This is a genomic window from Micromonospora arida, assembly GCF_003857035.1.
In the GTDB taxonomy this organism is placed as follows: Bacteria; Actinomycetota; Actinomycetes; order Mycobacteriales; family Micromonosporaceae; genus Micromonospora; species Micromonospora arida.
In genome coordinates, this window is record NZ_QGSY01000136.1 from 40721 (window position 1) to 66147 (window position 25427).

At 72.5% G+C, this 25427-nt stretch carries 22 protein-coding genes and 1 riboswitch; of the genes, 11 read left to right on the top strand and 11 right to left on the bottom strand.

Features of this window, described 5'->3' with window-relative positions; translation table 11 throughout:
* The first annotated feature begins 9 nt into the window (after window positions 1–9).
* The 4 genes from DLJ58_RS08325 (at window position 10) to DLJ58_RS08340 (ending at window position 4408) form a co-directional block, all read left to right on the top strand.
* Entirely contained in the window at window positions 10–1665 is a 1656-nt protein-coding gene (locus DLJ58_RS08325) for an ArnT family glycosyltransferase (protein WP_124854618.1), read from the top strand.
* Window positions 1666–1729: 64 nt separating this feature from the next.
* The gene (gene yaaA, locus DLJ58_RS08330) at window positions 1730–2527 is read left to right on the top strand and encodes a peroxide stress protein YaaA (protein WP_112585555.1); all 798 of its coding nucleotides are present in this window, start codon (window positions 1730–1732) and stop codon (window positions 2525–2527) included.
* Window positions 2528–2633: 106 nt separating this feature from the next.
* Window positions 2634–3386, top strand: coding sequence for a hypothetical protein (locus tag DLJ58_RS08335; protein ID WP_244218840.1), 753 nt, complete (start codon window positions 2634–2636; stop codon window positions 3384–3386).
* A 65-nt stretch (window positions 3387–3451) separates the two neighbouring features.
* Entirely contained in the window at window positions 3452–4408 is a 957-nt protein-coding gene (locus DLJ58_RS08340; RefSeq protein WP_124854619.1) for a TAXI family TRAP transporter solute-binding subunit, read from the top strand.
* A 10-nt stretch (window positions 4409–4418) separates the two neighbouring features.
* On the opposite strand, the gene DLJ58_RS08345 is transcribed toward DLJ58_RS08340, so the two are convergent.
* From DLJ58_RS08345 to DLJ58_RS08355, 3 genes are all read right to left on the bottom strand, one after another.
* Window positions 4419–5849 (bottom strand): sensor histidine kinase, encoded by a 1431-nt coding sequence (locus tag DLJ58_RS08345; RefSeq protein WP_124854620.1) that lies wholly within the window; start codon window positions 5847–5849, stop codon window positions 4419–4421.
* 9 nt (window positions 5850–5858) lie between these two features.
* Window positions 5859–6515: a response regulator transcription factor gene (locus DLJ58_RS08350; protein ID WP_091401433.1), complete on the bottom strand. Its 657-nt coding sequence runs from the start codon at window positions 6513–6515 to the stop codon at window positions 5859–5861.
* A gap of 95 nt (window positions 6516–6610) precedes the next feature.
* Complete coding sequence (locus tag DLJ58_RS08355; RefSeq protein ID WP_124854621.1) at window positions 6611–6922, bottom strand: hypothetical protein; 312 nt, start codon at window positions 6920–6922, stop codon at window positions 6611–6613.
* Between the two features lie 113 nt (window positions 6923–7035).
* Here DLJ58_RS08355 and DLJ58_RS08360 point away from each other — a divergent pair, with 113 nt between their 5' ends.
* A complete protein-coding gene (locus DLJ58_RS08360; RefSeq protein ID WP_124854622.1) occupies window positions 7036–7374 on the top strand; it encodes a DUF952 domain-containing protein in 339 nt (112 codons plus the stop codon).
* A 105-nt stretch (window positions 7375–7479) separates the two neighbouring features.
* Here DLJ58_RS08360 and DLJ58_RS08365 read toward each other — a convergent pair whose 3' ends face one another.
* From DLJ58_RS08365 to DLJ58_RS08375, 3 genes are all read right to left on the bottom strand, one after another.
* Complete coding sequence (locus tag DLJ58_RS08365) at window positions 7480–9237, bottom strand: CDP-glycerol glycerophosphotransferase family protein (protein ID WP_208740929.1); 1758 nt, start codon at window positions 9235–9237, stop codon at window positions 7480–7482.
* 228 nt (window positions 9238–9465) lie between these two features.
* Entirely contained in the window at window positions 9466–11577 is a 2112-nt protein-coding gene (locus DLJ58_RS08370; protein ID WP_124854623.1) for a DUF6077 domain-containing protein, read from the bottom strand.
* A 125-nt stretch (window positions 11578–11702) separates the two neighbouring features.
* Complete coding sequence (locus DLJ58_RS08375; RefSeq protein WP_124854624.1) at window positions 11703–12341, bottom strand: TetR/AcrR family transcriptional regulator; 639 nt, start codon at window positions 12339–12341, stop codon at window positions 11703–11705.
* A gap of 180 nt (window positions 12342–12521) precedes the next feature.
* On the opposite strand from DLJ58_RS08375, the gene DLJ58_RS08380 reads away from it, so the two are divergent.
* The 4 genes from DLJ58_RS08380 to DLJ58_RS08395 all read left to right on the top strand — a co-directional run bounded on the left by DLJ58_RS08380 (window position 12522) and on the right by DLJ58_RS08395 (window position 17593).
* A complete protein-coding gene (locus DLJ58_RS08380; RefSeq protein ID WP_124854625.1) occupies window positions 12522–13415 on the top strand; it encodes an ABC transporter permease in 894 nt (297 codons plus the stop codon).
* A 34-nt stretch (window positions 13416–13449) separates the two neighbouring features.
* Window positions 13450–14226: an ABC transporter ATP-binding protein gene (locus tag DLJ58_RS08385; RefSeq protein ID WP_036412239.1), complete on the top strand. Its 777-nt coding sequence runs from the start codon at window positions 13450–13452 to the stop codon at window positions 14224–14226.
* A 145-nt stretch (window positions 14227–14371) separates the two neighbouring features.
* Window positions 14372–15889 carry a bifunctional cytidylyltransferase/SDR family oxidoreductase gene (locus DLJ58_RS08390; protein WP_124854626.1) on the top strand — a complete coding sequence of 506 codons (1518 nt, stop codon included), beginning with the start codon at window positions 14372–14374 and terminating at the stop codon, window positions 15887–15889.
* Between the two features lie 33 nt (window positions 15890–15922).
* On the top strand, window positions 15923–17593 hold the full coding sequence (locus DLJ58_RS08395) for a CDP-glycerol glycerophosphotransferase family protein (protein WP_124854627.1): 1671 nt from the start codon (window positions 15923–15925) through the stop codon (window positions 17591–17593).
* 4 nt (window positions 17594–17597) lie between these two features.
* Here DLJ58_RS08395 and DLJ58_RS08400 read toward each other — a convergent pair whose 3' ends face one another.
* From DLJ58_RS08400 to DLJ58_RS08420, 5 genes are all read right to left on the bottom strand, one after another.
* Window positions 17598–18344 carry an alpha/beta fold hydrolase gene (locus DLJ58_RS08400; RefSeq protein ID WP_124854628.1) on the bottom strand — a complete coding sequence of 249 codons (747 nt, stop codon included), beginning with the start codon at window positions 18342–18344 and terminating at the stop codon, window positions 17598–17600.
* A 125-nt stretch (window positions 18345–18469) separates the two neighbouring features.
* A complete protein-coding gene (locus DLJ58_RS08405; RefSeq protein ID WP_208740931.1) occupies window positions 18470–19318 on the bottom strand; it encodes a C39 family peptidase in 849 nt (282 codons plus the stop codon).
* A 233-nt stretch (window positions 19319–19551) separates the two neighbouring features.
* A riboswitch (cyclic di-AMP (ydaO/yuaA leader) is annotated at window positions 19552–19692 on the bottom strand.
* A 284-nt stretch (window positions 19693–19976) separates the two neighbouring features.
* The gene (locus DLJ58_RS08410; RefSeq protein ID WP_124854630.1) at window positions 19977–20747 is read right to left on the bottom strand and encodes a hypothetical protein; all 771 of its coding nucleotides are present in this window, start codon (window positions 20745–20747) and stop codon (window positions 19977–19979) included.
* Window positions 20748–20880: 133 nt separating this feature from the next.
* Complete coding sequence (locus DLJ58_RS08415; protein ID WP_124854631.1) at window positions 20881–21303, bottom strand: hypothetical protein; 423 nt, start codon at window positions 21301–21303, stop codon at window positions 20881–20883.
* A 92-nt stretch (window positions 21304–21395) separates the two neighbouring features.
* Entirely contained in the window at window positions 21396–22631 is a 1236-nt protein-coding gene (locus DLJ58_RS08420) for an acyltransferase family protein (protein WP_244218841.1), read from the bottom strand.
* 298 nt (window positions 22632–22929) lie between these two features.
* Here DLJ58_RS08420 and DLJ58_RS08425 point away from each other — a divergent pair, with 298 nt between their 5' ends.
* Together DLJ58_RS08425 and pseI are read left to right on the top strand one after the other, a co-directional pair.
* The gene (locus tag DLJ58_RS08425; protein WP_124854632.1) at window positions 22930–24093 is read left to right on the top strand and encodes a glycosyltransferase family 2 protein; all 1164 of its coding nucleotides are present in this window, start codon (window positions 22930–22932) and stop codon (window positions 24091–24093) included.
* A 133-nt stretch (window positions 24094–24226) separates the two neighbouring features.
* A complete protein-coding gene (gene pseI, locus DLJ58_RS08430) occupies window positions 24227–25279 on the top strand; it encodes a pseudaminic acid synthase (protein ID WP_124854633.1) in 1053 nt (350 codons plus the stop codon).
* The last annotated feature ends 148 nt before the right edge of the window (window positions 25280–25427 follow it).

The window sequence follows — 25427 nt, forward strand, 5'->3', positions numbered from 1 at the left end:
GCGCTGGTCGTGTCGCATCCAAAGCAGCACCGTGGGCGATGGCGCCCGCGACTCGATCGGCCGGCGCTCGTCGCGCTGCTGTTCGGGCTCACCGGTGTCGTCTACCGGCTGGTCCTGACGCTGTTCACGGTGCCGGTGTCGAACAGCGACGAGGCGACCTTCGGCCTCGCCGCGCTGCACATCGGGCAGGGCCGGGAACGCCCGGTCTTCCTCTACGGCCAGCACTACATGGGGATGTTGGAGTCGTACCTGGCCGCCCCCCTGGTGGCGGTGGCCGGGCCGAGCTGGCCGGTGCTGCGCCTGCCGATGCTCGCGCTGTACGCGATCTTCCTCTACCTGATCCACCGGTTGACCCGCCGGCTCGGCACCCCGTGGTTCGCCGCCTTCGTGGTGGGTCTGCTCGCGCTCGGGCCGGAGCGGGTGGTGCGCGACCAGCTCACCGTCGTCGGTGGGCGGCCGGAGGTGAAGCCGGCGGTGCTGCTGATGCTGCTGATCACCGTGGGGTTGGCGGCCGGCACGGTCCACCGCCGACGGCTCGCGATCGGCCTGTTCGGGCTGCTCGTCGGACTGGCCGTCTGGTCGGACTGGCTGATCCTGCCGTACCTCGCGGTGACCGGGTTGGCCCTGGTCTGGGCGGTACGGCGGGAGCTGCTCGGCTGGTCCGGTCTGCTGCTGGTGGCGGGGGTGGTCGTCGGCGTGGCCCCGATGATCGTGGACAACCTGCGGGCCGGGCCCGGTGAGGACTCGCTGTCGGTGTTCCGGGAGGTCAGCACCAAGGCCGGGCCGCAGCCGCCGTTGTCCGACCGGGTCCGGGGCGGCCTACTGGAGGGGGTGCCGCTGGCGCACGGGCTCTGCCCGGTGGACGGCTGCGGAAGCTGGCAACAGTGGTTCGGCGTGCTGTACCCGGTGCTGCTGCTGGCCGGCGCGGCACTCGCGGTGCTCGCGTACCGTCGCGCCGCCGGAGCGCCGCGTGGGGAGCGGGTCGGACGCGGGGCCGGAGGGCTACGCGGGGAACGGGTCGGGCCGGTCGTGCAGCTCGCGCTGATCGCCGGCGCGGCGTTGACACTGCTGTCGTACGTGCGCAGTCCGCTCGCCGCGACCAGCCCGCTCGACAACGCCCGGTACCTGTCACTGCTGCAACTGTCGCTGCCGGCGGTGCTCTGGCCGCTCTGGGTGGCGGCGCTGACCGCCTGGCGGGGCACCAGCAGCGTGCTGGGGCGGTTCACCGGCGCGCTGTCCGCCGCCGTGCTGGCCGCGCTGACCGTGACCACCCTGGTGACCACCGTGCTGTTCGCGGCCACCGGCACCGCGGCGTCGCGGACCGAGGAGCGCCAGGCCCGGGAGTTGGCCGCCGCGCTGCGCGCCGACGGACCCCACGAGGTGTACGGGGACTACTGGACCTGCAACCGGTTGATCTTCAACACGGATGAGTCGGTGGTCTGCGGGGTGCTCGACGGAAACCTGTCGCCGGGGCAGAACCGATACCGGCCGTACTGGCGGCAGGTGGGGCGGGCCGAGCGGCCGGGTTACGTGGTGGAAGTCGACTCGCCGATGGACCGGCGGTTGCGCCGGTTGCTCGCCGACCGGGCCGACGCCGCGCCGGTGCGGGAGGTCGGCGGCTATCGCGTGTACCACCCCGACACCCCGGTGCGGCCCTGGCGGTAGGGGCTGGTCGTACGCTGGCCGGGCCGGCGCGTGGGGCGCCGCCGTTCGCCCGTCGAGGAGACCCATGCTCATCCTGTTGCCGCCCTCGGAGGGGAAGGCCGACGCCGGCACCGGACGGCGCTGGGCCCCGGACCGGCTCTCGCTGCCCGAGCTGAACCCGGCCCGCGAGCGGGTGCTGGACGCCCTGGTGGCGCTCAGCGCCGGGCCGGACGAGGAGGCCGCACGGGCGGCGCTCGGCCTCAGCGAGGGCCAGCGGGGCGAGCTGCGGCGCAACGCCCGACTGCGGGAAGCGGCCACCGCGCCGGCCGAGCGGCTCTACACCGGGGTGCTCTACGAGGCGTTGGACCTGGCCTCGTTGCCGGCCACGGCGCAACGGGCGGCCCGCCGGTCGATCCTGATCAGCTCCGGGTTGTGGGGCGCGGTTCGACTGGCCGACCGGATCCCGCCGTACCGCTGCCCGATCGGCGCCCGCCTGCCCGACGTCGGGGCGCTGTCGACGTACTGGCGCAGGGAGCTGACGCCGGCGGTGGACGGCGCCGCCGGGCGCGGCCCGGTGCTGGACCTGCGCTCCGGCGCGTACGCCGCCACCTGGACGCCGCGCGGTGAGCTGGCCGAGCGCACTGTCACCGTGCGGGTTCTGCACGAGCGGGAGGTCGACGGCGTGCCGGTCCGCTCGGTGGTCAGCCACTTCAACAAGGCGACCAAGGGGCGTCTGGTCCGGGACCTGCTCGTCGCCGGCGCCCGGCCGCGCACCGCTGCGGAGCTGGTGGGCACCCTGCGGGAGTTGAAGCACACAGTGCTGGAGCAGGCCACCGCCGCGGGCCGGGTGCGCCAGGTGGATCTGGTGGTCACCGACCTTTAGCGGCACCGCAGCCGCAAGATTTGCTCAAGGCTGGGCCGGAGGAGTTCCGTAACGGCGTGCCAGGGGCCAGGGTAGGGCAACCCAGACTCCGACAAGGGAGCCTCCGTTGACCCACGAACCCGCCCTGCTCGACCGGCCCCACACCCCGACCACCCCATCCCCGCTGGGCTGGCTGACACTGGGCGACGCGTTCGAGGCTGCCTGCCTGCTGCGTTGCACGCCACCACCGACCGCCGCCCGGCCCAGCGCGGTCCGGGCCGAGCACACCGCCGGGGTGGAGTTCAACCGGGAGGACGCCGCGCAGCGGATGCGGCAACTGCTCAACCGGCTGGACATCCCGGTCACCCACGAGGTGGCCGTCGGCGGCCTGCGCCGCCGCTACGAGCTGCACCGGCTGTGGGTGCCCCGGGAGCACCAGGGGGCGTACACCCGGATGTTGGACGCGGGCTGGTGGCAGGGGCGACGCGAGCTGCTCGGCGGGCCGCTGCCCGGCGCCTCACCGGCCCGCCGACGGTTGGTGACCCGCCTGGCGGAGGCAGCCTGGCGCTCGGCGTTGCTGGCCGCCGGGCGGCACGTCCGCCGGCACATCCTCGGTGTCCGGCTCACCGACCGGGAGCTGGCCGCGGTGCTGATCCGGGGTGCGGCCGTGCTCGACGTGCCGGCCCGGCTCCGCCCCGGCACCGGTTGCTTCCTGGTCAGCGTGGCCGACGGCCCGGACCGGCAGCGGATCCTGCGCAGTGCGGCGTTGGAGCCGGCGCGCGGCCCGTTGGCGGAACCCGGGACGGCGACGGCGCGCGGGGTGACCCCGGCGTCGGCGCGGGGTGCGGGCGTAGCGCCGGCGGGTCGCGCGGCCTGCTGATCGGGTTCCGACCGTCCGGCACGCCGCCGACCCCGAGCTTGCGCGCACCCGCCCGACGGCGCACAGTGCACCGCGTGAGTCGTACCTCGTCGCGCCGCGCCGGCCTGGCCACCCTGTCGGCGGTGCTGCTGATCGCGAACCTGGCCGTCGCCAGTTGCCGGGACGCCCCGACCGAGCCGACGTCGATCCGGATCGCCACCGGTAGCCCCACCGCCGTCTACTACGCGTTCGGGCAGTCCCTGGCGGCCATCCTCAACCGGGAACTCCCCGGCGTACGGGCCAGCGTGGTGATCACCGCCGCCTCGGCGGAGAACGTCCAGCTCGTCGGCTCCGGCGGGGCCGAATTGGGCTTCACCCAGGCCGACGTGCTGCCCACCAGCACGGCGGGAAGCTCCGCTGTCGACGCCATCGCCCGGGTGTACGACGACCAACTGCACCTGGTCACCACGAGCGGCGGCCCGGTCCGCACGGTCGCCGACCTGCGCGGCCGGCGAGTCTCCGTCGGCGCGGCCGGCTCGGGCACCGAGATCACCGCGACCCGGCTGCTGGAGGTGGCCCGCCTCGGTGGTGACGAGGTGCACCGGGAACGGCTCGGACTGGACGACTCGGTGGCGGCGCTACGCTCCGGGCGGATCGACGCGTTCTTCTTCTCCGGTGGACTGCCGGTCCGGGGCATCCAGGAGTTGGCCGACGCCAGCGCCATCCGGATCGTGGACCTCAGCGAGTGGACCGAGCCGCTGCGCTCACGCTACGGCCAGGTCTACGTCTCCCGGGACATCCCCCGCTCGGTGTACGGGGTGGACGCGGTGACCACCGTGGCCAACCCGAACTACCTGATCGTCCGGGCCAACCTGCCGGAGCCGTTGGTCCGTGAGGTGACCCGGCTGCTGATGGACCGCCGGGCCGAGCTGGCCGCCGCCCATCCGGCGGCGGGACGGATGAGCCCTCGCTCGGCGATCGTCACCGCGCCGCTGTCGCTGCACCCCGGCGCCGCGTCCTGGTACCGCGCCACCAAACCGTGACGGCCGGGCCTCACCGCGCAGGGGAGGGCCGCAGGTCGGCGGCCGGTTCCTCCACCGCCGGCTCCACCGGAAGGGTCGGCGTCGGGAACCACAGTGCGGCGATCAGCCCCCGCGACTCCCCCGGGCGCATGGTGAGTCGCCCGTCCGAGGCGTCCACCAGCACGGCCGCGATGGTCAGACCAAGCCCCGCGCCGTCGACGTTCTGCACGTCCGGGGCCCGCCAGAACCGCTCGGTCGCCTGCCCGAGCTGACTCTCGGTCATGCCGGGGCCGGAGTCGCGAACCTCCAGCGCCACCCCGCCGTCGCGGCGGGCCACCGTCACCGTCACCGCTCCGCCCGCCCCGCTGAACTTCACCGCGTTGTCGATGAGCGCGTCCAGCGCCTGGTCGACGGCGGTCGGCACGGTCTGGGCGTACGCCGGGGCGTCGGTCGTGGCCAGCCGCAACGCGACCGACCGGTGCCGGGCCAGCGGCGCCCACGCGGCCACCCGGGAGGCGGCCACCGCGGCGGCGTCCACGGTGACGCGCTCGTTCTCCTCGCGTTCGGCCCGAGCGAGGGTGAGCAGCGCGTCGAGCACCAGCGCGAGCCGGTCGGTCTCCTCCAGGGCCAGCCGGTGCTCGGACCGACCGTCCGGGTCGGTGAGGCTGGGCCCCAACTCCTCCACCCGCAGCCGCAGCGCGGTGAGCGGGTTGCGTAGTTGGTGGCTGGCGTGCGCGACGAAGGCACGCTGCCGGTCCATCACGTCGGAGACCACGTCGGCCATGTGGTTGAAGCTGGCCGCGAGGCGGCGCAGCTCCGGCGGCCCCAGCCGGTGCTGCACCCGGGCGCCCCGGTCGCCCTCGGCGATCTCGTGGGTGACCGCGTCCAGTTCGGTGACCGGGCGCAGCACCCAACCGGCCAGCCCGAACGCGGTGAGCACGCAGGCCAGCACAGCGAGCAGACCGGCCAGGGCGAGCAGCAGCCACCACGCGACGACGGCTCGGCGGATCGGGCCGGCCAGGGTCACGATCACCACCGCTCCGAGCACCTCACCCCCGTCGTTGATCGGTACCGCCACCACCACCGGGTCGGTCGTCCAGGGCCAGACCGACTCGGGGGCGCTGGTCTGCTGCCCGGACAGCGCGACGTCCAGCACCGTCGCGGTCCCCGGGCTGGCCTGCCACCTCGGCGACGAGACCGGGATGTTCCGGTCCCGGTCGACGATCGCGGCGCTGATCGCGTACAGGTCGTCGTAGCTGGTCAGCTCCGACTCGATCGGGCCGGGCCCGCCGTCACGCAACGCCGGGCCGGCCAGCGAGGCGAACCGGGTGGCGTCGGCGAGCCGGTCGGCGCGGACCCGTTCGGTCTCACGGCTGGCCATGGTGGCGGCCAGTGGGGTCTCCAACGCGATGAGGACGAGGACCATCAGCAGCAGATAGCTGATCACCAGGCGACGGCGCACGTCAGCTCCTCACGCGTCGCGCAGCCGGTAGCCGACGCCGCGTACGGTCTCCACCAGGCGGGCGTCACCGAGCTTGCCGCGCAGCGACCCGACGTGCACCTCGACGGTGTGCCGGTCGGCCCAGGTGGTGCCCCAGGCGTCGAGCAGGATCCGATCGCGGGGCACCGCCACCCCGGGCTGGCGGGCCAGCGAGAGCAGCACGTCGAACTCCTTGCGGGTCAACGTGACGGCACGGCCGTCGACGGTCACCGTCCGCGCGGCCACGTCGATGCGGACCGGCCCGGCCTCGATGAGGTGCCGCTCGGGCGCGGCGTTCGCGGCACGGCGCAACACCGCCTCGATCCGGGCCTGCAACTCCACCATCGAGAACGGCTTGACCACGTAGTCGTCCGCTCCCAGGCGCAGACCCAGCACCCGGTCACGTTCCTCACCCCGGGCGGTCACCGCGATGATGCCGAGCTGACTGCTGCGCCGACGCAGCTCCCGGCACAGGTCCGTGCCGTCCCCGTCGGGCAGGGTCAGGTCAAGCAGCACCAGGTCACAGGGTGCGGCGGAGAGCGCGGCGGCGACGGTGGCGGCGTGCTCGACCTCGTACCCCCGGCGGGTGAGGGCGGAGGACAGCGCAGCGGCCACCCGGCGGTCGTCCTCCACCAGCAGGATCCGCACCCGTGCCCCCGTCCCTCGCAGCGCTGTTCTGCGAATGGTGGCAGAAGTGCGCGCGAACCGGGAGGCCGCCCACCCGCGCTGGGCGGGCTCACGCCCTAAAGGCCGAAGGTGTCGTCGGCGGTGGCGTCCCGGACGCCGTCGGTGAACCCGCGGAAGCCCGGGTCCTCGTGGCTGGCCGGCACGCTGGTGACGCTGACCCCGCTGGCCTGGGTGACCGCGTCGACCAGGGCCGGATAGTCGATTTCGGCATCCTGGAAGGCGTCATCGTCCGCCTCGGCCAGGTTGATCACGTGCTGCACGTCGTCGGACGACGTGTCCGGGTCGTCGACCCAATCGCTGCCGGCCTGGTAGCACTCGTCGTACAACGCGCGCTGGCTGTCGGTCCAGTCATCGTCGTAGCTCTGCATCGCCCATCCCTCCGCGGCCCTTGACCTGAGCATGCCCGGCGGGAGGCGACGGGCGCGGCGGTACCGACGAAAACCGGGCGGGCGCGCCGACCACGGCCCCGTACGCTGCTGTGGTGATCTACAAACTGCTGTCGAGCGCCGAATGGGACGACGCCCTCGCCACCGGCGCCTTCACCGGCTCCGCGGTGGACCGGCAGGACGGGTTCATTCATCTCTCCGGCGCCGACCAGGTGGTCGAGACGGCGCGGCGGTACTTCACCGGTGCGACCGGGTTGACAGTGCTCAGCGTCGAGGAGGAGCGACTGGGCGACGCGCTGCGGTGGGAGCCGTCGCGCGGCGGGCAGCTCTTCCCGCACGTGTACGGCCCGCTGCCGGTCGCGGCAGTGGTGGCGGCACGGGCGTTGCCGGCGGACCTTCCGGCCGCCGACGCGGTGGCCGCCCTGCTGGGCTGACCCGGGGCCGCCCTGCTGGGCTGACACGGTGGCCGCTCTACTGGCTGACACGGACGCGCCCGACCCGACAGTGTCGGGCCGGGCGCGATGCCGTAGTGGCGGGGCTCAGTGGCAGAGCCGGTCGATCTCCTGCTGGAACCGGTCCATCGGGTTCGCTTCGGCGGGGCCGAGCAGGTAGGTCTTCAGCTCCCGGCGGGCCTCGGTCATCGGGTCGTCACCGGCCCGGGTGACCGACACGATCTTCTCCAGCTCGCCGCAGTCCTTGGAGAGCAGGTACGCGGCCCGCGCCGTCGGGTACTCGCGGCGGAAATCGTCCTCGGACAGGCCGGCCGGGTTGGCCACCACGTACGGCCGTTGGCTCTGCACGAAGTCGGACACCACACTGGAGACGTCGCTGATCAGCAGGTCGGTCTGGTTGAAGCAGTCGAACAACGCCGGCGTGCGGCCGGTGACCACCAGGTGCGCGGTGCCGTCCAGCGAGGACGCGTCCGGGTTGCCTCCGGCCGCGCGGATCGCCGTGACGACCCGCTCGTGCACGACCTTCGCCGCCCTGGACCGCGACCCGGTGAGCGGGTGCGGCTTGTAGATCAGGCGGACCCGGGGGTTCGTGGCGAGCAGCCCCTTGACGATCCGCTCACCCATCAGCACCAGCGAGGTGTGGTACGGGTCGTCGTCGAGCCAACCCTCCCAGGTGGGCGCGTAGAGCACCGTGAACGGCCGGTCCACCGACTCGGCGCCGAAGGTGTGCACCCCGGCGAGCTGCGGCCGACCGATCTCGACGATGTCCGAGTCGAGCACCCCCACGCCGGCCCGCGCGTAGCGCTCCCGGCCGGCAAGGCCGGCGACCCAGACCTCGTCGTACACCTTGCTGTAGGGGTTGACGCTGGCCTGCTTGTCGCTGTCGCCGTGCCCGACGAAGACGTGCTTCGTACCCGGCTCGCGGAGCATGTGGATGTTCGCGCCGACGTTTGCGGAGTAGAGCGCCGCGCGGATGCCGCCGAGGTCGAGGTTCATGAAGTCGACCCCGGCCGGTACGCAGATCACCGGCAGCCGGGTGTCGGCCAGCTCCAGGAACGCCTCCCGGCTGCGCATGAGCACGACCGCGCGCTGCTGGAGCGCCTCGGTCGGGGCGAGCCACATGTTCGCCTGGTAGACGTCCTTCGCCGGGCCGGCGAAGTAGAGCGCCACCTCCGGCCGGTAGCTGTCCAGCCAACGCTGGACCGCCGGTAGCAGCGGACCCTGCCCCGCGCCCCGACCCCGCAGCCAGGTCAGCGCGATGATGGCGCCCACCAGACCGGTCGCCACGACCGCCACCGCGCCGGCCACGAAGAACGGCGTCGGGTCGTGCTGCACCGCGGCGGCCACGCCGGCCGGCACCAGCAGCAGGTTGAGCAGGGGCATCCGGTCGCCGGCCACCGCCGCCGCCCAGACGGGCGGCTGGGGGGCGCTGGACAGTGGACCCAGATCGATGTTGCGCACCATGGCGGAGAGCGGGTTACGACGCTCGATCATGGTGGAGAGCGCACCGGCGAAGACCGACACGACCCACACCGCCGCCGGCAGAACGAGCAGCAGGGTCAGTTCGCCGCCGTTGAGCCGCACCTCGGCGACGACCAGCAACACGGCGGCCAGGTCGCGGGTCAACTGTCGGTACGACCAGTGCAGGCCCACCTTCTCCAACAGCAACTGCGACGGAGGTGACCAGCGGGCGACGGCGAACTCGCCGATGATGGCGGCCAGCCCGGCGACGGCGAACAGGCCGACCCAGCCGAATACGCCACCGACGAGCATGACCAGGTAGGCCAGTACCAGCAGCGCACTCTGGGCGGCCACCCCGAGGCGTCCTGTCAACGTGCCGAACAAACGAGTTCGCTCCCTACAAGGTTTCGTTGCGGGCAGTGCCCGTGATGGACCGACGTCACTCCCCCGTCGCACAGCGGCTCAGTCGCGGCCGGCTGCGTGTGACTGCGACCTTAACGCGAGGGGACAGCTCGGTGTCGCTCGGGTATCCGGCACCATTTCGGGCAAAGTTCCGCACCGGGGCGCGCCCGCCCCCATCACGGGGTCGGGCGCTCGCCGCGGGTGAAGCGCTCAGCCGAGCCGCCGGAAGCAGGTCATCGCACCGGGTGCCTTGCGCTTGGCGAACTCCTGGTAGCCCAGCCGCGACGCGGTGTCGCGGGCGTACTGGTTGCCGTTGTAGACGCAGATGGTGCCCACGTCGAGGCGGTCCAGTGCCGGCGTCAGCTCGGCCGGCGTCGGGCTGGCGGTGCCGTCGGCGAAGTCGGAGAGCAGCAGTCGATCCTTGGCGAACTGGGAGTTGAGGTCGTACTCGACGAGGTAGAAGTCGCGGGGCAGAACGACCCGGACCTCGCTGGTGACGATCGGCGTGGTGCGCATGATCGTCTTCGGGGCGAGCAGCAGACCCTGCGGACGGTCCAGACCCTTGATCCAGAACGCGATCGCCTGACGCTGCTGCGGGAGCTTCCAGGTGGGGCGGGGGTGCACCTCGACCCAGCTCTTCGACGACCACATCGGGGTGGCGAACAGCGCGAACGAGGCGACCAGCAGCACCGCGATCCCCCCGGACGCCGCCCGGCGCAGCGCCGGGGTCGGTGCCGGCACGCGCACGGTGCAGAGCAGACCGATCAGCGTCGGCAGGGCGAGCAGCCACGGCACGCGCCAGAGCACCACCGAGATGCCGCTCAACGCGCTCAGCAACTCCAGCACTCCGGGCACGAACAGCACGCTCAGCGCAAGGGCGGCGCCGGCGGCGAGCAGGGCCGGCGTACGCCGACGGGCGAGCAACGCGCCGCACCACAGCGCCAGACCGCTGATGACCCCGACCACGCCGAACAGCAGTGTCCGCTTGTAGGTGTACGCCGCGTCGAAGAAGGCGTCGTCCGCACCGGTCGCGGTCATCCCGCCGAGCACCAGCCGGGAGACCACGAGCGAGCCGATCGGGTACGCGAGTGCGGCGACCGCCGCGACCACGGCCGCCTTCCAGCGGCCGACCAGCAGCATGGCGAACCCGGCGGCGCCGACCAGCATCGGCAGGATGATCGCCGCGGTGTTGGTGAGGCCGATCGCGGTGATCGAGAGCGCCACGATGAGCAGCAGGCTGCGCCGCGACCGGTTGTCGAACCACTCGGTCAGGTACAGCCACATCAGCGGGATGACCGCCGAGACGAACATGCCCTTGCCCTCGTGCAACCGCAGCAGGTGGAACGTGCCCAGTGCGGCGTCGTCACCGGCGACGAGGTAGAGGTACGCGATCGCCACCGTGAAGGCGAGCAGCGGACGGCGCGGGGCCCACCGGTGCGTCAGCCGCCACAGCGCCAGCGCCGCGATCACCGCCATGATCGGCAGTAGCACGTACCAGAGGGCCGAGCTGGCGTGGATGCCGACGACGTTGGCGAACGCGCCGTCGAAGACCTCGATCGACGGGATGGGCGGTTGCGAGCCCATCGCCGGCAGGACGTTGTCGGAGAACAGGAAGTCGTTGAGCGGGATCAGGTCGCGCTCGGCGATCCACACCGACTTGCCGACGTAGTAGACGTCGTCCGGGGTGTTGCGGGCCATGAAGAACGAGGAGATGCCGACCAGGGCCGAGACGACCAGCGCGTACGCCGACTGCCCCGTGGTGGGCGCCGGGGCGGCCGGGGCGGGCGCGGGGCCGCTCAGCCAGGCCTGGCGCACCAGCAGGAGGCCACCGACGGCGGCGAGCAGGCCGGCCACCGCCGGGATCCACCAGGAAACGTTGACGCTGGTCCCGGCCGCCCCGGCGGACACGGCGGCCACGGCGGCGGCGACCAGGACCCCGATCAGCAGACGACGGTCGGTGGCGGGCCGTGCGCTGATGGGCTCCTCAGCAGCGGCCGGCGCTTCGTCGGCCGGGGCGCTGCCGGCCCGGGCGCGGCGGCGGGCGCGCAGCACGGCCACTACCGCGAGCACCACACAGGCCAGCAGCCAGATCCGGAAGGTCACCGACGGACGCAGGTCTCCCAGGAAGGCCAGGTGGTAGAGCACCGTGAAGAGCGCGAACGCGATCACCGCGCCGTCGGTGAGCATCGCCGGGGCGGCGGCCACCAGCGCGCGTACCCGGGACAGCCCCGCGCGAGCGCCGACGGGTCGGGATGCCTGCCCGGTCCGCGGCGTCGGATCCGGTTCGGCGGGCGCTACGGCGATGCTGTCGACGTTGGCCACGGGCGTCCTTACTCGTCAGGCGGATGAGGGGCATCGGCACGGTGACGGCCGGGTGTCAAGGGGGCAGCGTAGCGGAATCGGGCGGGGAGACCGGTGCTGCCGGCGACCGGGTGTCGGAGGGCTGGTCAGCCGGAGATCGGGGCCGCCCGGGGACGGGGCAGCACGCTGGCGGCGCCGAGCCCGGCCGCCACGGATTCGACCAGATTGTCGAGGTAGCCGTCGGTGAGGGGGAGACGGGCGATGGCGAGCCGCCAGTAGAGCGGCCCCACGATGAGGTCGACGGCGGCGTCCAGCTCCGTGTCGGCGGGCAGTTCGCCACGCTGCACGGCCCGGGTGACCAGGTGACCGCCGATCTCCTGCTGCCGGGCGTGCAGCACCTGACGCAGGGTCGCGTCGATGCTGGGGTTGCGGGCGGCCTCCGCCAGCAGGTCCGGGATGATCTGCGACGCCAGTGGGTGCCGCAGTGCGTGCGCCACCACCTGGAAGAGCAGCGCGAGGTCACCGCGCAGCGAGCCGGTGTCCAGTGCGGGGAGCTTGCCGTGTGCCGCAGCGGCGACGACCTCCAGCACCAGGTCGAGCTTCGAGCTCCACCGTCGGTAGATTGCCGTCTTGCTGACGCCGGCCCGCCGGGCCACCGCCTCGATGGAGAGCCGGCCGTAGCCGACCGCGGCGAGCTCCTGCATCAGCGCCCGGCGGATCGCCGTGGTGATCTCGTCGCGCAGCACCGCCGCGCCGGCCGGTGCCCGCCTCTTTTCGGTGGTCATCGAGGGCTCTTATCGCAGGTCACGCCGGACAGCGTAGCGCAACGACGGTACGGTTGCGTCCCGACGTGTTTCGGACTACTGTCCTCGCAGCGACGAGGCGGCGCCCCGCGCAAATTTCCCACTAGGATTCGATCGTCGCGAGCAACCCCCGTCTGCACGAAAGATCGGAGCGCCATTTCCATGGCCACCACCGCGCTGGTCGACCCCGACACGGGCCTGACCCAGGCGCAGCTGGCCGCTCGGCACGGGCTACGGGTCGCCGGTGAGCGACCCAGCCTCGTCGAGTACAGCCGCCGACTCTGGGCCTACCGGCACTTCATCGCCGCGTACGCCAATGCCAAGCTCGTCGCCTCGTACAGCAACGCCAAGCTGGGTCAGCTCTGGCAGGTGCTCACCCCGCTCACCAACGCGGCGGTCTACTACCTGATCTTCGGGGTGGTGCTCGCACAGAACAGCATCCCGAACTTCATCGCCTACCTGACCACCGGGTTGTTCATCTTCAACTTCACCCAGAGCGCGGTGCTGGCCGGCACCCAGTCGATCAGCAGCAACCTGGGGCTGATCCGGGCGCTGCACTTCCCCCGGGCCAGCCTGCCGCTGTCCACCACGATCACCCAGTTCCAGCAACTGCTGGCCTCGATGGTGGTGCTGGTCGGCATCGTGCTGGTCACCGGCGAGCCGCTCACCTGGGAGTGGTTGCTGATGGTGCCCGCGCTGCTGCTGCAGGCCGTGTTCAACGCCGGCGTGGTGCTGCTGGTGGCCCGACTGGGCGCCAAGTCGAGCGACCTGAAGCAGGTCATGCCGTTCATCATGCGAACCTGGATGTACGGCTCCGGCGTCCTCTACAGCGTCACCCTCTTCGACCGGCTGCCCGGCTGGGCGACGACAGTGGTGCAGTACAACCCGCTGCTGGTCTACATCGAGCTGGCGCGGTACGCGCTGCTCGAGGAGGCGCCGCTGCTCAACGAGTCGCTGACCCAGCTCTGGCTGGTCGGCGCCGGTTGGGCGCTGGTGGCCGGCATCGGCGGGTTCATCTACTTCTGGCGCGGCGAACAGGAGTACGGCCGTGGTTGAGCACTTCGACGCCCCCACCGAGGCGAGCGCGACGATGACCCGAACCCAGGAGCGCATCCCGACCGTGGTCGTGGACGACGCGCACATCATCTACCGGGTGCACCAGGGCGCCGCCGGCGGCACCACGCCGGTGGCCGCGCTGCGCCGGCTGGTCAAGCGCACTCATGCGCCGAACGTCCGGGAGGTGCACGCGGTCAAGGGCATCTCGTTCACCGCGTACCGGGGCGAGGCGATCGGGCTGATCGGCAGCAACGGCTCCGGCAAGTCCACCATCCTGCGGGCCATCGCCGGTCTGCTGCCGGTGAACCGGGGCGCCATCCACACCCAGGGTCAGCCGTCGCTGCTGGGCGTCAACGCCGCCCTGCTCAACGACCTCTCCGGGGAACGCAACGTCGTCCTCGGGTGCCTGGCCATGGGCATGCACCCCGATGACGTGGCCAAGCAGGCCGCCGGGATCATCGACTTCTCCGGGATCAACGAGCGGGGTGACTTCGCCAGCCTGCCGATGCGGACGTACTCGTCGGGCATGGCGGCCCGGCTGCGGTTCTCCATCGCCGCCGCCAAGAAGCACGACGTGCTGCTCATCGACGAGGCGCTCGCCACCGGCGACAAGGGCTTCCGCAAGCGCAGCGAGCAGCGGGTGCGGGAGCTGCGGGAGGGCGCGGGGACGGTGTTCCTGGTCAGCCACCAGCTCTCCTCCGTACGGGACACCTGCGAACGGACGATCTGGCTGGAATCGGGCGTCATCCGGATGGATGGCCCCACCGACGAGGTCATCCGGGCTTACGAGGCGTACGCGAACAGCAAGTAGAGTTCCAGCGAACGTCCGGCATCGACATGCACTTGAGGACCGCGTCGCCCGCGTTGGGGCGACGCGGTCCGCGCGTTAAGGTTCATTCCGTCGCCGCTCGGGCGGAAACTTCCGTTAACGCATCCCTGAGAGTGAGGATCCGGCAATGACGCAGGACCAGACCCCTGGCCCGGACGCCGAAGCGGAGACCCCGACGCCATGGCGGCCCTCACGGACAGTGGCGGTGGTTCTGGCCGGCGGCACCGGGACCCGCCTGGGCCTCGGCATCCCGAAGCAGCTGCTGAAGATCGCCGGTAAGCCGATCATCGAGCACACCCTGGCGGTCTTCGAGGCGGCACCGGAGATCGACGAGATCATCGTGCTGATGGCCACCGGCCACGTCGAGGACGCCCGGCAGATCGTCGAGAAGGCCGGCCTGCGCAAGGTCACCAAGGTGATCGAGGGCGGTGACACCCGCAACGCCACCACCCGGATCGCCCTGGACGCGGTCGGCCCGGAAGACTGCAACATCCTCTTCCACGACGCGGTGCGCCCGCTGCTCAGCGGCCGGATCGTGCGCGAGTGCGTCAACGCGCTCTGGAGCTACGACGCCGTGGACGTGGCCATCCCCTCCGCGGACACGATCATCCAGGTCGACGACAACGACTGCATCACCGACATCCCGGTGCGCTCCCGGCTGCGCCGGGGTCAGACCCCGCAGGCGTTCCGCTCCCCCACGATCCGGGCGGCGTACCAGATCGCCGAGGACGACCCGGACTTCGCCGCCACCGACGACTGCGGCGTGGTGCTGCGCTACCTTCCCGGCACCCCGATCAAGGTGATCGACGGTTCGGACGAGAACATCAAGGTCACCCACCCGGTCGACGTGCACCTGGCGGACAAGCTCTTCCAGCTCGCCGCCGCGCAGGCGCCCCGACTGACCGACCACCGCAGCTACAGCGAGGAGCTGACCGGCCGGACCATCGTGGTGTTCGGCGGCAGCTACGGCATCGGCCACGAGTTGACCGAGCTGGCCCGGCGCTACGGCGCCCAGGTCTTCCCGTTCAGCCGTTCCAGCACGGGCACCCACGTGGAGCGGGCCGAGGACGTCGAGGCCGCGCTGACGACCGCCTTCGAGGCCACCGGCCGGATCGACCACGTGGTGGTCACCGCCGGCATCCTGGAGAAGGGCGCCCTCGCCGAGATGGACGAGGAGACCATGGACCGGCTGCTCCAGGTCAACTTCGTCGGCCCGGTGACCATCGCCCGCCAGGCCCTCCCGTACCTCCAGCAGACCAAGGGCCAGTTGCTGCTCTACACCTCCAGCTCCTACACCCGGGGCCGGGCCCGCTACGCGCTCTACTCGGCCACCAAGGCCGCCCTGGTCAACCTCACCCAGGCGCTCGCCGACGAGTGGGCCGACGTCGGTGTCCGCGTCAACTGCATCAACCCGGAGCGCACCGCCACCCCGATGCGGACGCGGGCCTTCGGCGAGGAGCCGGAGCACACCCTGCTCGCCGCGGAGGCCGTCGCCCAGTCGTCGCTGGACGTGCTGATCTCCGATCTGACCGGCCAGGTGATCGACGTACGCCGGGCACCCGGTGACGGGCCCACGCCGAGCGTGCCGGCGCAGTCCGGGTCGGGTCGGGTCGAGACGCCGGCCGGCGCGACGTCCGCGAACTGACGCCGACGGCGGCGGAACCACGAACGGAGCGACATGCGCGGCGACCTGGTCCGAAAGCTGGCCGCCCGGTGCCTGACCACCGGGTTGGCCGTGCTGGCCTTTGTCGTGCTGGCGCTCACCGGCGCCACCGGCTGGGGGCTGGCGTTGGCCGTCGCCGCGCTGGCCGCCTCGGCCGCCGAGCAGCGGATCCGGCCCGGCGCCGAGCTGGTGGCGGAGACCGCGTTGATCGCCGCGGCGATCCTGGTCGGTTACTCCCGGCGGTTGGACGAGGGGCTCAACCTCGCGCTGGTCGCCACCGGGCTGGTCCTGCTGGGGCTGGTGCTGCTGGTGGGGCCGCTGCGCACCGCCGGCGGTCTGGAGATCCGGACGGCCAATCTGCCGGTACGCGCCTGGACGCCGCTGATCGCCGACCGGCTCGGCACGGCCCTGCTCGGGCTGCTCGCCGCCCTGGCGCTCGCCGCCGCGCTCGCCCTGCCGGCCGGTGTGGCCCTGGCCGCCAGCCTGCTGGTCGGGGCAGGCGCCGGTGCGGTCGCGCTGGACCTGGCCCGGCGACGGTTCCGGCCGCGGGCCGGTGGCGGGTCGGTGGCCGCCGCGCTGCGCCGGCACCAGCCGGAGTTCCTGCTCTACTTCTCCGCGCCTCCCGGCTCGGAATACCAGGTCACCATGTGGCTGCCCTACCTGGAACGGATCGGCCGGCCGTTCCTGGTCGTGCTGCGTGAGCCGGAGTTCCTGACCCCGATCGCGGCGGCCACCGACGCGCCGGTGGTCTACTGCCCCACCCTGGGGGCGATGGACGAGGCGTTGGTGCCGAGCCTGCGGGCGGCGTTCTACGTCAACCACGGTGCGAAGAACAGCCACTGTGTCCGCTTCACCCAGCTCACCCACATCCAGCTGCACCACGGCGACAGCGACAAGGCGCCGAGCGCCAACCCGGTGTCGGGGATCTTCGACCGGATCTTCGTGGCCGGGCAGGCGGCGATCGACCGGTACGCCCGCGCCGGAGTGCAGATCCCAGCGGACAAGTTCGTGGTGGTGGGTCGCCCACAGGTCGAGTCGATCGAGGTACGCCCGGAGCCCGCGCGAGGGTTGGCGCACCCGACGGTGCTCTACACGCCGACCTGGACCGGGCACCACGCCGACGCCGACTACTGCTCGCTGCCGGTGGCCGAAAGCCTGCTGCGCCGGCTGTTGGAGCGCGGCGCGACGGTGATCCTGCGGGCCCACCCGTACACCACGCAGAACCCGGCATCGGCCCGCCAACTGGGCCGCCTGACCGAGCTGCTCGTCGCCGACCGGGCCCGCACCGGCCGCCAGCACGTGGTCGGCGCGGCGGCTCGGGAGCTGAGCCTGACCGAGTGCGTCAACGCCGCCGACGCGCTGGTCTCCGACGTGTCCGGCGTGATCTCGGACTTCCTCTACTCCGGCAAGCCGTACGCGGTCACCGACATGGGCGACGAGGGCGACCGGTTCGTGGAGCGGTTCCCGCTGGCCGGTTCGGGTTACGTGCTGCGGCGGGACATGTCCAACGTGGACGAAGTGCTGACCGCCCTGCTGGACACCGACCCGCTGGCTGCCGAGCGCTGGGCCACCCGTCGCCGTTACCTTGGCGACTTCCCCGCCGAGTCGTACGCCGAGGCGTTTCTGAGCGCGGCCCGCCGAGAGCTGGCACCGGCTGAGGCACTGACCGCGTCCACACCGGCGTAACCGCTCAGCGGTACGGGTCGAGCAGCGCCAGCACCGCCGACGGGTCCTCCACGTGCGCGTTGTGCCCGAGACCGGGCAGCGTGGCGACCGGTACGCCGTACTCCTTGAGCTGTTCGTCGGTGACCATCGGATCGTTCTCCCCGCGCGCCAGCACCACCGGCACGTCGGTCGCCGCCAGCAGCGCGGCCAGGTCGGGCTCGCCGACGGCGAAGGCGGTCGGATCCATGGCGAGGCGCCACCGGCCGTCGACCTGGCGCAGCCCGGCGTCCACCACCGGGTGGTCCGGCGAGACCAGGCCGGCCAGCCCGGAGACCCGCAGGTAGCGGCGAGCCGCCTCGGTGCGGCTGGCGAACCAGCTCACCGGACGGGCCGCGACCTCGGCGGCACGGGTCAGCTCGGCGGGTGACCAGAGTGCCTTGATGCCCAGCCCGACCACCGCGTCCACCGGCGTCCCGGCGTCGCGGGCGGCCAGCGCCAGGCCGACCACCCCACCCAGCGAGTGCCCGAGCACGACCAGCCGGTCGTCGGGGGCGAGGGCCTGCGCGATCTGCTGGGCGAAGCCCGCGAAGGAGTACGACGGCAGCGGCGACGCCCAACCGTGGCCGGCGAGGTCCGGTGCCAGCCACCGCCCGGGCCAGTGCTGCTCAAGGTAGGGCGCCCAGGACAACCACACGTCCCCGGTCGCTCCCATGCCGTGCAGCAGCAGCAGGACCGGCCTGCGGCCGGCGTCACCACCCGTCTTCTCCACCACGGCCGCAGTCTCCCACGGTTCACGGTCGGGTACGAGAGCCGTCGATGACGGACCGCGTGGACAAACGCCGCGGGCGCCGGCCCCTTGTGGGGGACGGCGCCCGCGGCGGTCCAGCGTTGCCTGGGTCAGGCGGAGTAGCCCCGGCTGGCGATCCAGTTGGCCAGGTTGATCGTGGTGATCCAGTACGACGCGTCGGCCGGGTTCGCCGAGTCGGCGATCCGCACGGTGCGGCCGTTGTCCTTGTAACCCACGACAGCGATGTAGTGACCGCCACCGTAGGAGTGCCAGCCGCCGGCAGTGTCGGTGGCGTCGCCGACGACGTTGGCGACCACGCCACGGCCGTCGGTGATGGCCTTCACCACGTCGGCCTGGAGCTGGTCCATCTGGGCCGGGCTGGGCGCGCCGGCGAACATCCGGGTCCGGTACGGGGAGCCCTTCACCTCGGCGTTGAGCACCCGGGTGGTGTCCAGGGCCGAGTTGGTGCCCATCTCGGTGGTGCCCAACTCGGCGCCGAGCTCACTCTGGGTGCGGTCGATCCCGGCGGCGCTGAGCGCGTTGCGGGTGGCCGCCGGGCCGCAGTTGTAGTAGGTGTTCTGCGCCTCGTAGTCGTAGTCGAGCACCTTCGTCGCGGGGGGCTTCGGCGGCGTCGGCTTACGGGTCAGGTCGGGGTTGCTCTTGGCCTTGGCGGCGGGCGAGGCGGCGCTGGTGGCCGGGGCGGCCGTGGTCGGCGCGGCGCTGGCGGAGGGGGACGCCTCCCGCGCGTCGCCGCGAGACGCGGCGACGTCGCTGCGCATCTCGGCGACCGTTGTCGCGGTGCGCTGGCCGGCCGGGGCGTCGTCGGCAGTGGTGAGCAGGGCGCCGGTGGTGGTGGCGATCGCGAGCGCCGCGGCGGAGGCAACGACGATCTGGTACGGGCGCTCGGTGGCGAGGCGGCGGAGCTGACGCTGCAGGGTGTGCTTCACGGGGTCCTCCACGGATCGGGGGGTGAGCGGCACACCGGGGCCGGACCGGTATCCGGGCAGGCGCCAGCGCGCGGACCGTGGTCCGCGGATGGTGAACCGCTCAGGGGAACGCCCGGCGCGGCCGGGCGGGGAAGGCGATGACCCGGGGGGTCAGCTCACCGTCACTGGACGAATGAGCGGGTGCACCGCCGCGCCGTGGAGGCGAGGGAACAGCCGAGGGGTGGAAAGGTGCTGCACGAGGATGGGACTCCTTCCGACACCGCCTACCGGGTTAGCTGACGGATTCGGGCGGGAAGACGCCCTACCGCGGGCCGTGGCTCGCGGATTCACCCCGGACTTACTGGTGGGTCCCCGGTTCGTTGATCACGATTAAGCGGGTCGGCGCGGCGTCGCGTCTTGCGATCGGTTACCGCACCGGACGGGACGACACTACTGGCGTCTCAACGCCCTGCCAAGCCAGGTTCACCTGCGTAAACCCCAATCGGCGCGACAATTTCTGCGCGTATTGCAGATGATGTGACTCGATGGGACAACCGGTTACGGCGACGCCTGCGGGCGACAACCGGACAGGCCGCAAAAAACGCGGCCACAATCGCGGGAACAATTCTGCCGATCGCGTCGGACGTCCGATTTCGCGATCGGGTGACCGGCCTCACATCACGGATTGGGCTCAACCCACCCGGGCCGGGCGCCACCGTGCCACGACGGCGGGACGCAACGCTCCGGCCACCGTGCGGCGCGCCGGCACCAGGGTCGGGCGGAGCCGGGCCGCCGCCGCGTACGCCTCCTCGGCGAGGGCACGAGCCGACTCGGCGGCCAACTCCGCGTCGCGCCAGGCGGCCCGCTCACGGTCGGCGGCCACCTGGTAGTCGGCCAGCCGCGCATCCCGGACCACCCGGCTGATCAGCACCTCCTGTTCAACCGGGTGTCGCCGGGGATCCCAGCCGCGCCGGTGCCCGAACACGTCGCCGAGCTGCGCCATGGTCAGGTCGCCCCGCCAGTACGCCGCCATCGCCGCCCGGTGCAGATAGCGTTCCCGGGCGGCGTACTCGGCGGGGGTGTGCGGGGTCTGCGGGGTGGGCAGCGCCCCGGCCCCAGCGAAGCGACGCGCGGCGGCATCCGCCTCGTCGTACCCGATCCAGGCCTGCTCCAGCTGCTCCTGAGCAGTCAGCCAGGCGGCACGCCAGCGTTTGGCGGTGGTGGCCGCGCCGGCCGCGGCGACGGCCACCTCCTCGGCGTAGCGGCGCAGGTCGACGGCCTCGGCGGCGGCCACCTCCCGAGGAGTGGGCCCGGCCGGGAGCGGGTCGTCCGTGGGCCGGTCCCGTTCGGGGCGGGCGGCCAGCACGGCGAGCAGGCCCAGGGTCAGCAGGAACAGCGTCGACCAGATGGCGGCGGCTTGCGGCACCTCGGTCACGAACTGGTAGAAGACGACGGTCTCCATGGTCGGCACCTCGGGGAGAGAGCAGTGCGATGGGGAGCCGCGCCGACCGGCGGGCCATGGCGGGCCACGGGGCGGCGGGTCAGGGAGCGGGTGGGTCGACAGGGCGCGGTGCCGGGACGGTCGTCCCGGTGGCTCAGCGCCCGGGTGGGGCCCGGGAAGCCCGACCGCCCGCTGCGTCGACGAGGGACAGCCGGTCGGATTCGGCCGTGCGGGCCGGCAGCACGCCGGCCGCGATGGTGCCTTGATCGCCGGGGAACGCCATCAGCGTGTCGACCGACCATGTCGGGACCGCCCCCTCGGCGGCCTCCGGCGGAATCGCCGGGGCCGGGCGGGCCGCACCGTGCGCCTCGGAGTGCCGGTAGGAGACCGCCAGAGACCCGACGGCGACCGAGGCCGGCACCGCGCTCGACGTCGGCACCGGGCCGGGTGTTGGCGTGGCGGCCGTGGCCGGGCCTGCGCCGAGCGCCAGGGCCGCGACGACGGCGAGGCTGGTCAGCACCCGAGTCGCCCAGCGCGCCACCCACCACAGCGGACAGGTGAGCGCGACCGGAAGCACGTCCCCACGCTACCGTCGCGCCGACCCGGGCGCACCGACCACGGGCGTGTCGGATCACGCCGCGCCGACCCCGTTGACCAGGGTGGACGTTGTCAGCGCAGGTCGACGTACGTTGATCGACCGTCGGACCGACCGACCTCGTCGGCAGGTCCGTCGACCTCGCCGCGGGCGCTGCTCGCGGGGTCTCGTGCGTCGTCGTCGCCGGCCGCGCGTTGTCGGGGGACGGGCGCTGGACGGGCCGCACGGCGCGGCGCGAGCCGGCGCATCATCGGGGTTTCGACGAAGCGGTGCAGCAGCCCGGCAAGGATCAGGTTCGCCGCCAGGAAGCCGAGCACCACGGCCGGGCCACGCCAGCCCGCGAAGCCGATCCCCCAGGTGCCGCTCCAGCGCAGCACGCTCGTCATCACCAGCACGTGCACCAGGTAGAAGGCGAACGAGACCTCACCGAGCCAGACCACAGGCCGGGACCGCCACGGCGAGCGCCGACCCCGCACGTCCGCGTCCGCGGCCGCGGTGATCACCAACAGGTACGCGACCGCGAGCAGCGTGGTCCACAGCTCGGCACGGATCCACTGCGCGGCCGCCACCCAGGTGACCAGGAAGATCCCGCTGGCCACTGTCAGACCGGGACCGCGCCAGAGCCCCCGGCGCATCAACTCGGCCGCCACCGCGCCCAACCAGAACTCCAGCGACCGCACCGGCGGGAAGATCTGGGTGAACCACCAGCGGCTCACCTCCGGCACCAACTCCTGCGCCGGCCAGAGCGCGAGGATCAGCAGCGGTAGCGCGACGATCAGCGCCCAGAGCAGCTTCGGCCGGGCCCGGCGCAGCAGTGGCAGCGCCAGCGGCAGACAGAGGTAGAAGAAGAACTCGCAGGACAGCGACCAGCTGACGGTGTTGATGCTGTAGAACCAGCCCGGTCGGGGGTCCCACGCCTGCAACAACAGCAGGTTCTCCAACGCCGCCGCCGGCAGGACCGGGTCGGCGAACCACCAGGCGACCGCCAGCGTCGCCACGAACAGCACCAGGTGGTTCGGGTAGATCTTGGCGATCCGTCGCCGCCAGAAGGTGAGCCGGGAGTCCCCCTCGCGGGCCGACCAGACCAGAACGAAACCGCTGAGGATGAAGAAGAACTGCACCCCGGACAGGCCGAGGGTGAACAGCGCGTCGATGACGGCCTTGTAGTCCGGCTCGGCGATGATCCGCATGGTGCCGGCGTGAAAGCCGAAGACCAGCAGCGCGGCGATCCAACGCAGCCCGGTCAGCGAGGGCAGCCGGGGCGGGGCGGGTGCGGGCCGGGCAGCCGACGTCGCGGCGACGCTCGTCATGCCGGGATCCCGGCGCTCGGCAGGGTCACCAGCACGGTCGTAGCCTCCTCGTCGCGGCGTCGGACGGCGCGACGGCGACGCCCACGACGACCCGGCAGGGCCGCACCGAGGCACCCTACCGGGTCACTCCCGGGTGAACCGGACGCATCCCACCCGCCCCACGAGCCCGCGATCCCCGACCCGGAAACCGCCCGCTGGCCGGCGTTAACCTTCCGCTGGGCGGGAGTTCAGAGAGTCCACCATCGGCGGCAACGTCAGGTTCCGGGGCCGGCCACCCGGGTCGTCGAAGGTGGCGGACGTGGTCAATGAGCCGACGCACGCACCGCTGCTGAGCATCGTCGTGCCCGTGTACGGCGTCGAGGCGTACCTGTACCAGTGCCTCGAGTCGATCCGGGCCGACATCCCGGCGGGCGAGTCGGACGCGGTCGAGCTGATCGCCGTCGACGACGCCTCCCCGGACGGCTGCGGCGACATGCTCCGCTCGTACGCGGTCAGCCGCGACGGCGTGCGCGTCGTGCACCTGAGCAGCAACGTGGGTCTGGGGCTGGCCCGCAACGCCGGGCTCGACGTGGCCACCGGCCGGTACGTCTGGTTCGTCGACAGCGACGACTGGTTACCACCGGGCACGATCGCGGCGGTGCTGGACCGGCTGCGCCAGCACCAGCCCGACGTGCTGATGCTCGACCACCTGCGGATGCACGAGGACGGCCGGCGGGAGGTCGACGCGAGCAGCCCGCTGCTGCGCGGGATCACCGGCGTGACCCGGTTGGCCGACCAGCCGCAGCTGCTGCGGGTACAGCACACCGCCTGGAACAAGGTGGTCCGCCGAGACTTCATGGACGAGCTGGAGCTGCGGTTCTTCCCCGGCTGGTACGAGGACATCCCGTTCAGCCATCCCCTGCTGATCGGGGCCGAGAAGATCTCCGTGCTGGACCGGGTCTGCTACCTGTACCGCCAGGGCCGCCAGGGCGCGATCACCTCCACCCGCAGCGGCCGGCACTTCGACGCCTTCGCCCAGTACGAGCGGCTGATGGACTGGGTCGCCCGGAAGCACCCGGACGAGCGGTTGCAGGCCGAACTGTTCGAGCTGATGATCAGCCACTACCTGGTGGTGGTGGGCAACGACGGCCGGCTGCACCCACACCTGCGGCGCGACTTCTTCCACCGGGCCGCCGCGCACTACCGTCGCTACCTGCCCACCGGCGGCTACCCGCTGCCCCCGGGCGTGACCGGGCTCAAGCACCGCCTCATCGGGCGGGGTGACTGGGTCGCGTACTCGGCGCTGCGCCAGGCCCACCGGGTCGCTGGTCGCCTGCGTCGACCCGGCCCGGCGGTCGGCGCCGACGGCGGTTCACTCGCCGCCGACGAGGACCCGAGGCGAGGGGCGAGCGCCGGGCCGACGCGCGACGGTGGGCTCGCGTCGGAGCGGCGCGACGCGCTGGCCGTCGGCCGGCTGCCGTGATCGACCCCACCGCACAGCGCGCCGGGAGCCGGGGCGGCTCCCGGCGCCCTCGTTTTCCAGGTCGTCCGCCCGCCGGGTGGACGACGACAGCACCACCGCACCCCGGTGCGGACGTACCTGAGCAGAGGTCGGAATGACGGCGACAATCAAGATCGGACCGCACGCGGTCGGTGCCGGGGAGCGACCGTTCGTGGTCGCCGAGATGTCCGGCAACCACAACGGCGATCTGAACCGGGCGCTGGCCATCGTCGACGCGGTGGCCGCGAGCGGGGCGCACGCGCTCAAGCTCCAGACGTACCGGCCGGACACCATCACCATCGACGTCGACACCCCGGCGTTCCGGATCTCCAGCGGGCACGAGCTGTGGGGCGGGGAGAACCTGTACCGCCTCTACGAACGCGCGCACACCCCGTACGAGTGGCACGCCCCGATCTTCGAACGGGCCCGCGAGCGGGGCCTGACCGTCTTCTCGTCGCCGTTCGACGCGACCGCCGTGGAGCTGTTGGAGTCGCTGGACGCGCCCGCGTACAAGATCGCCTCGTCGGAGCTGGTCGACCTGCCGCTGATCCGACTGGTGGCCAGCACCGGCAAGCCGATGGTGATCTCCACCGGAATGGCGACGGTCGCCGAGATCGACGCCGCCGTACGCACCGCCCGGGCCGGCGGCGCGGCGGGCATCGTCCTGCTGGCCTGCACCGCGTCCTACCCGGCGCCGCCGGCCGACAGCAACCTGCGCCGGTTGCCCGTGCTGGCCGGCGCCTTCGACGTGCCGGTCGGGCTCTCGGACCACACCCCCGGCATCGGGGTGGCCCTCGCCTCGGTGGCGCTCGGCGCCTGCTTCATCGAGAAGCACGTGACGCTGGACCGGGCCGACGGCGGCGTTGACTCGGACTTCTCCCTGAACCCGGCGGAACTCACGGCCCTGGTCGCCGAGGCCGGCCGCGCGTACGAGGCGCTGGGCGGCACCGCGATCGGACCGACCCCCGCCGAGCGGGAGGGGCTACGGTTCCGCCGGTCGCTCTTCGTGGTCGAGGACGTCCGGGCCGGCGATCCGGTGACCGCGCACAACGTCCGCTCGATCCGGCCGGCCGGCGGGCTGGCGCCCGTGGAGATCGACCGGGTCCTGGGCCGCACCTTCGCCATCGACGTCCCCCGCGGCACCCCCCTGACCTGGGACCAGATCTAACCCCCGCCCCACCCACCCCACGCCCCACACCGGCCCCCCGCCCACGCCGCCGATCTTGCACTTTCTGTCCCGACAAACAACGCTTCAGGGACATCCCGCCAACACAAACTGCAAGATCGGCGGCGTGGGCGGGGGGCCGGTGTGGGGC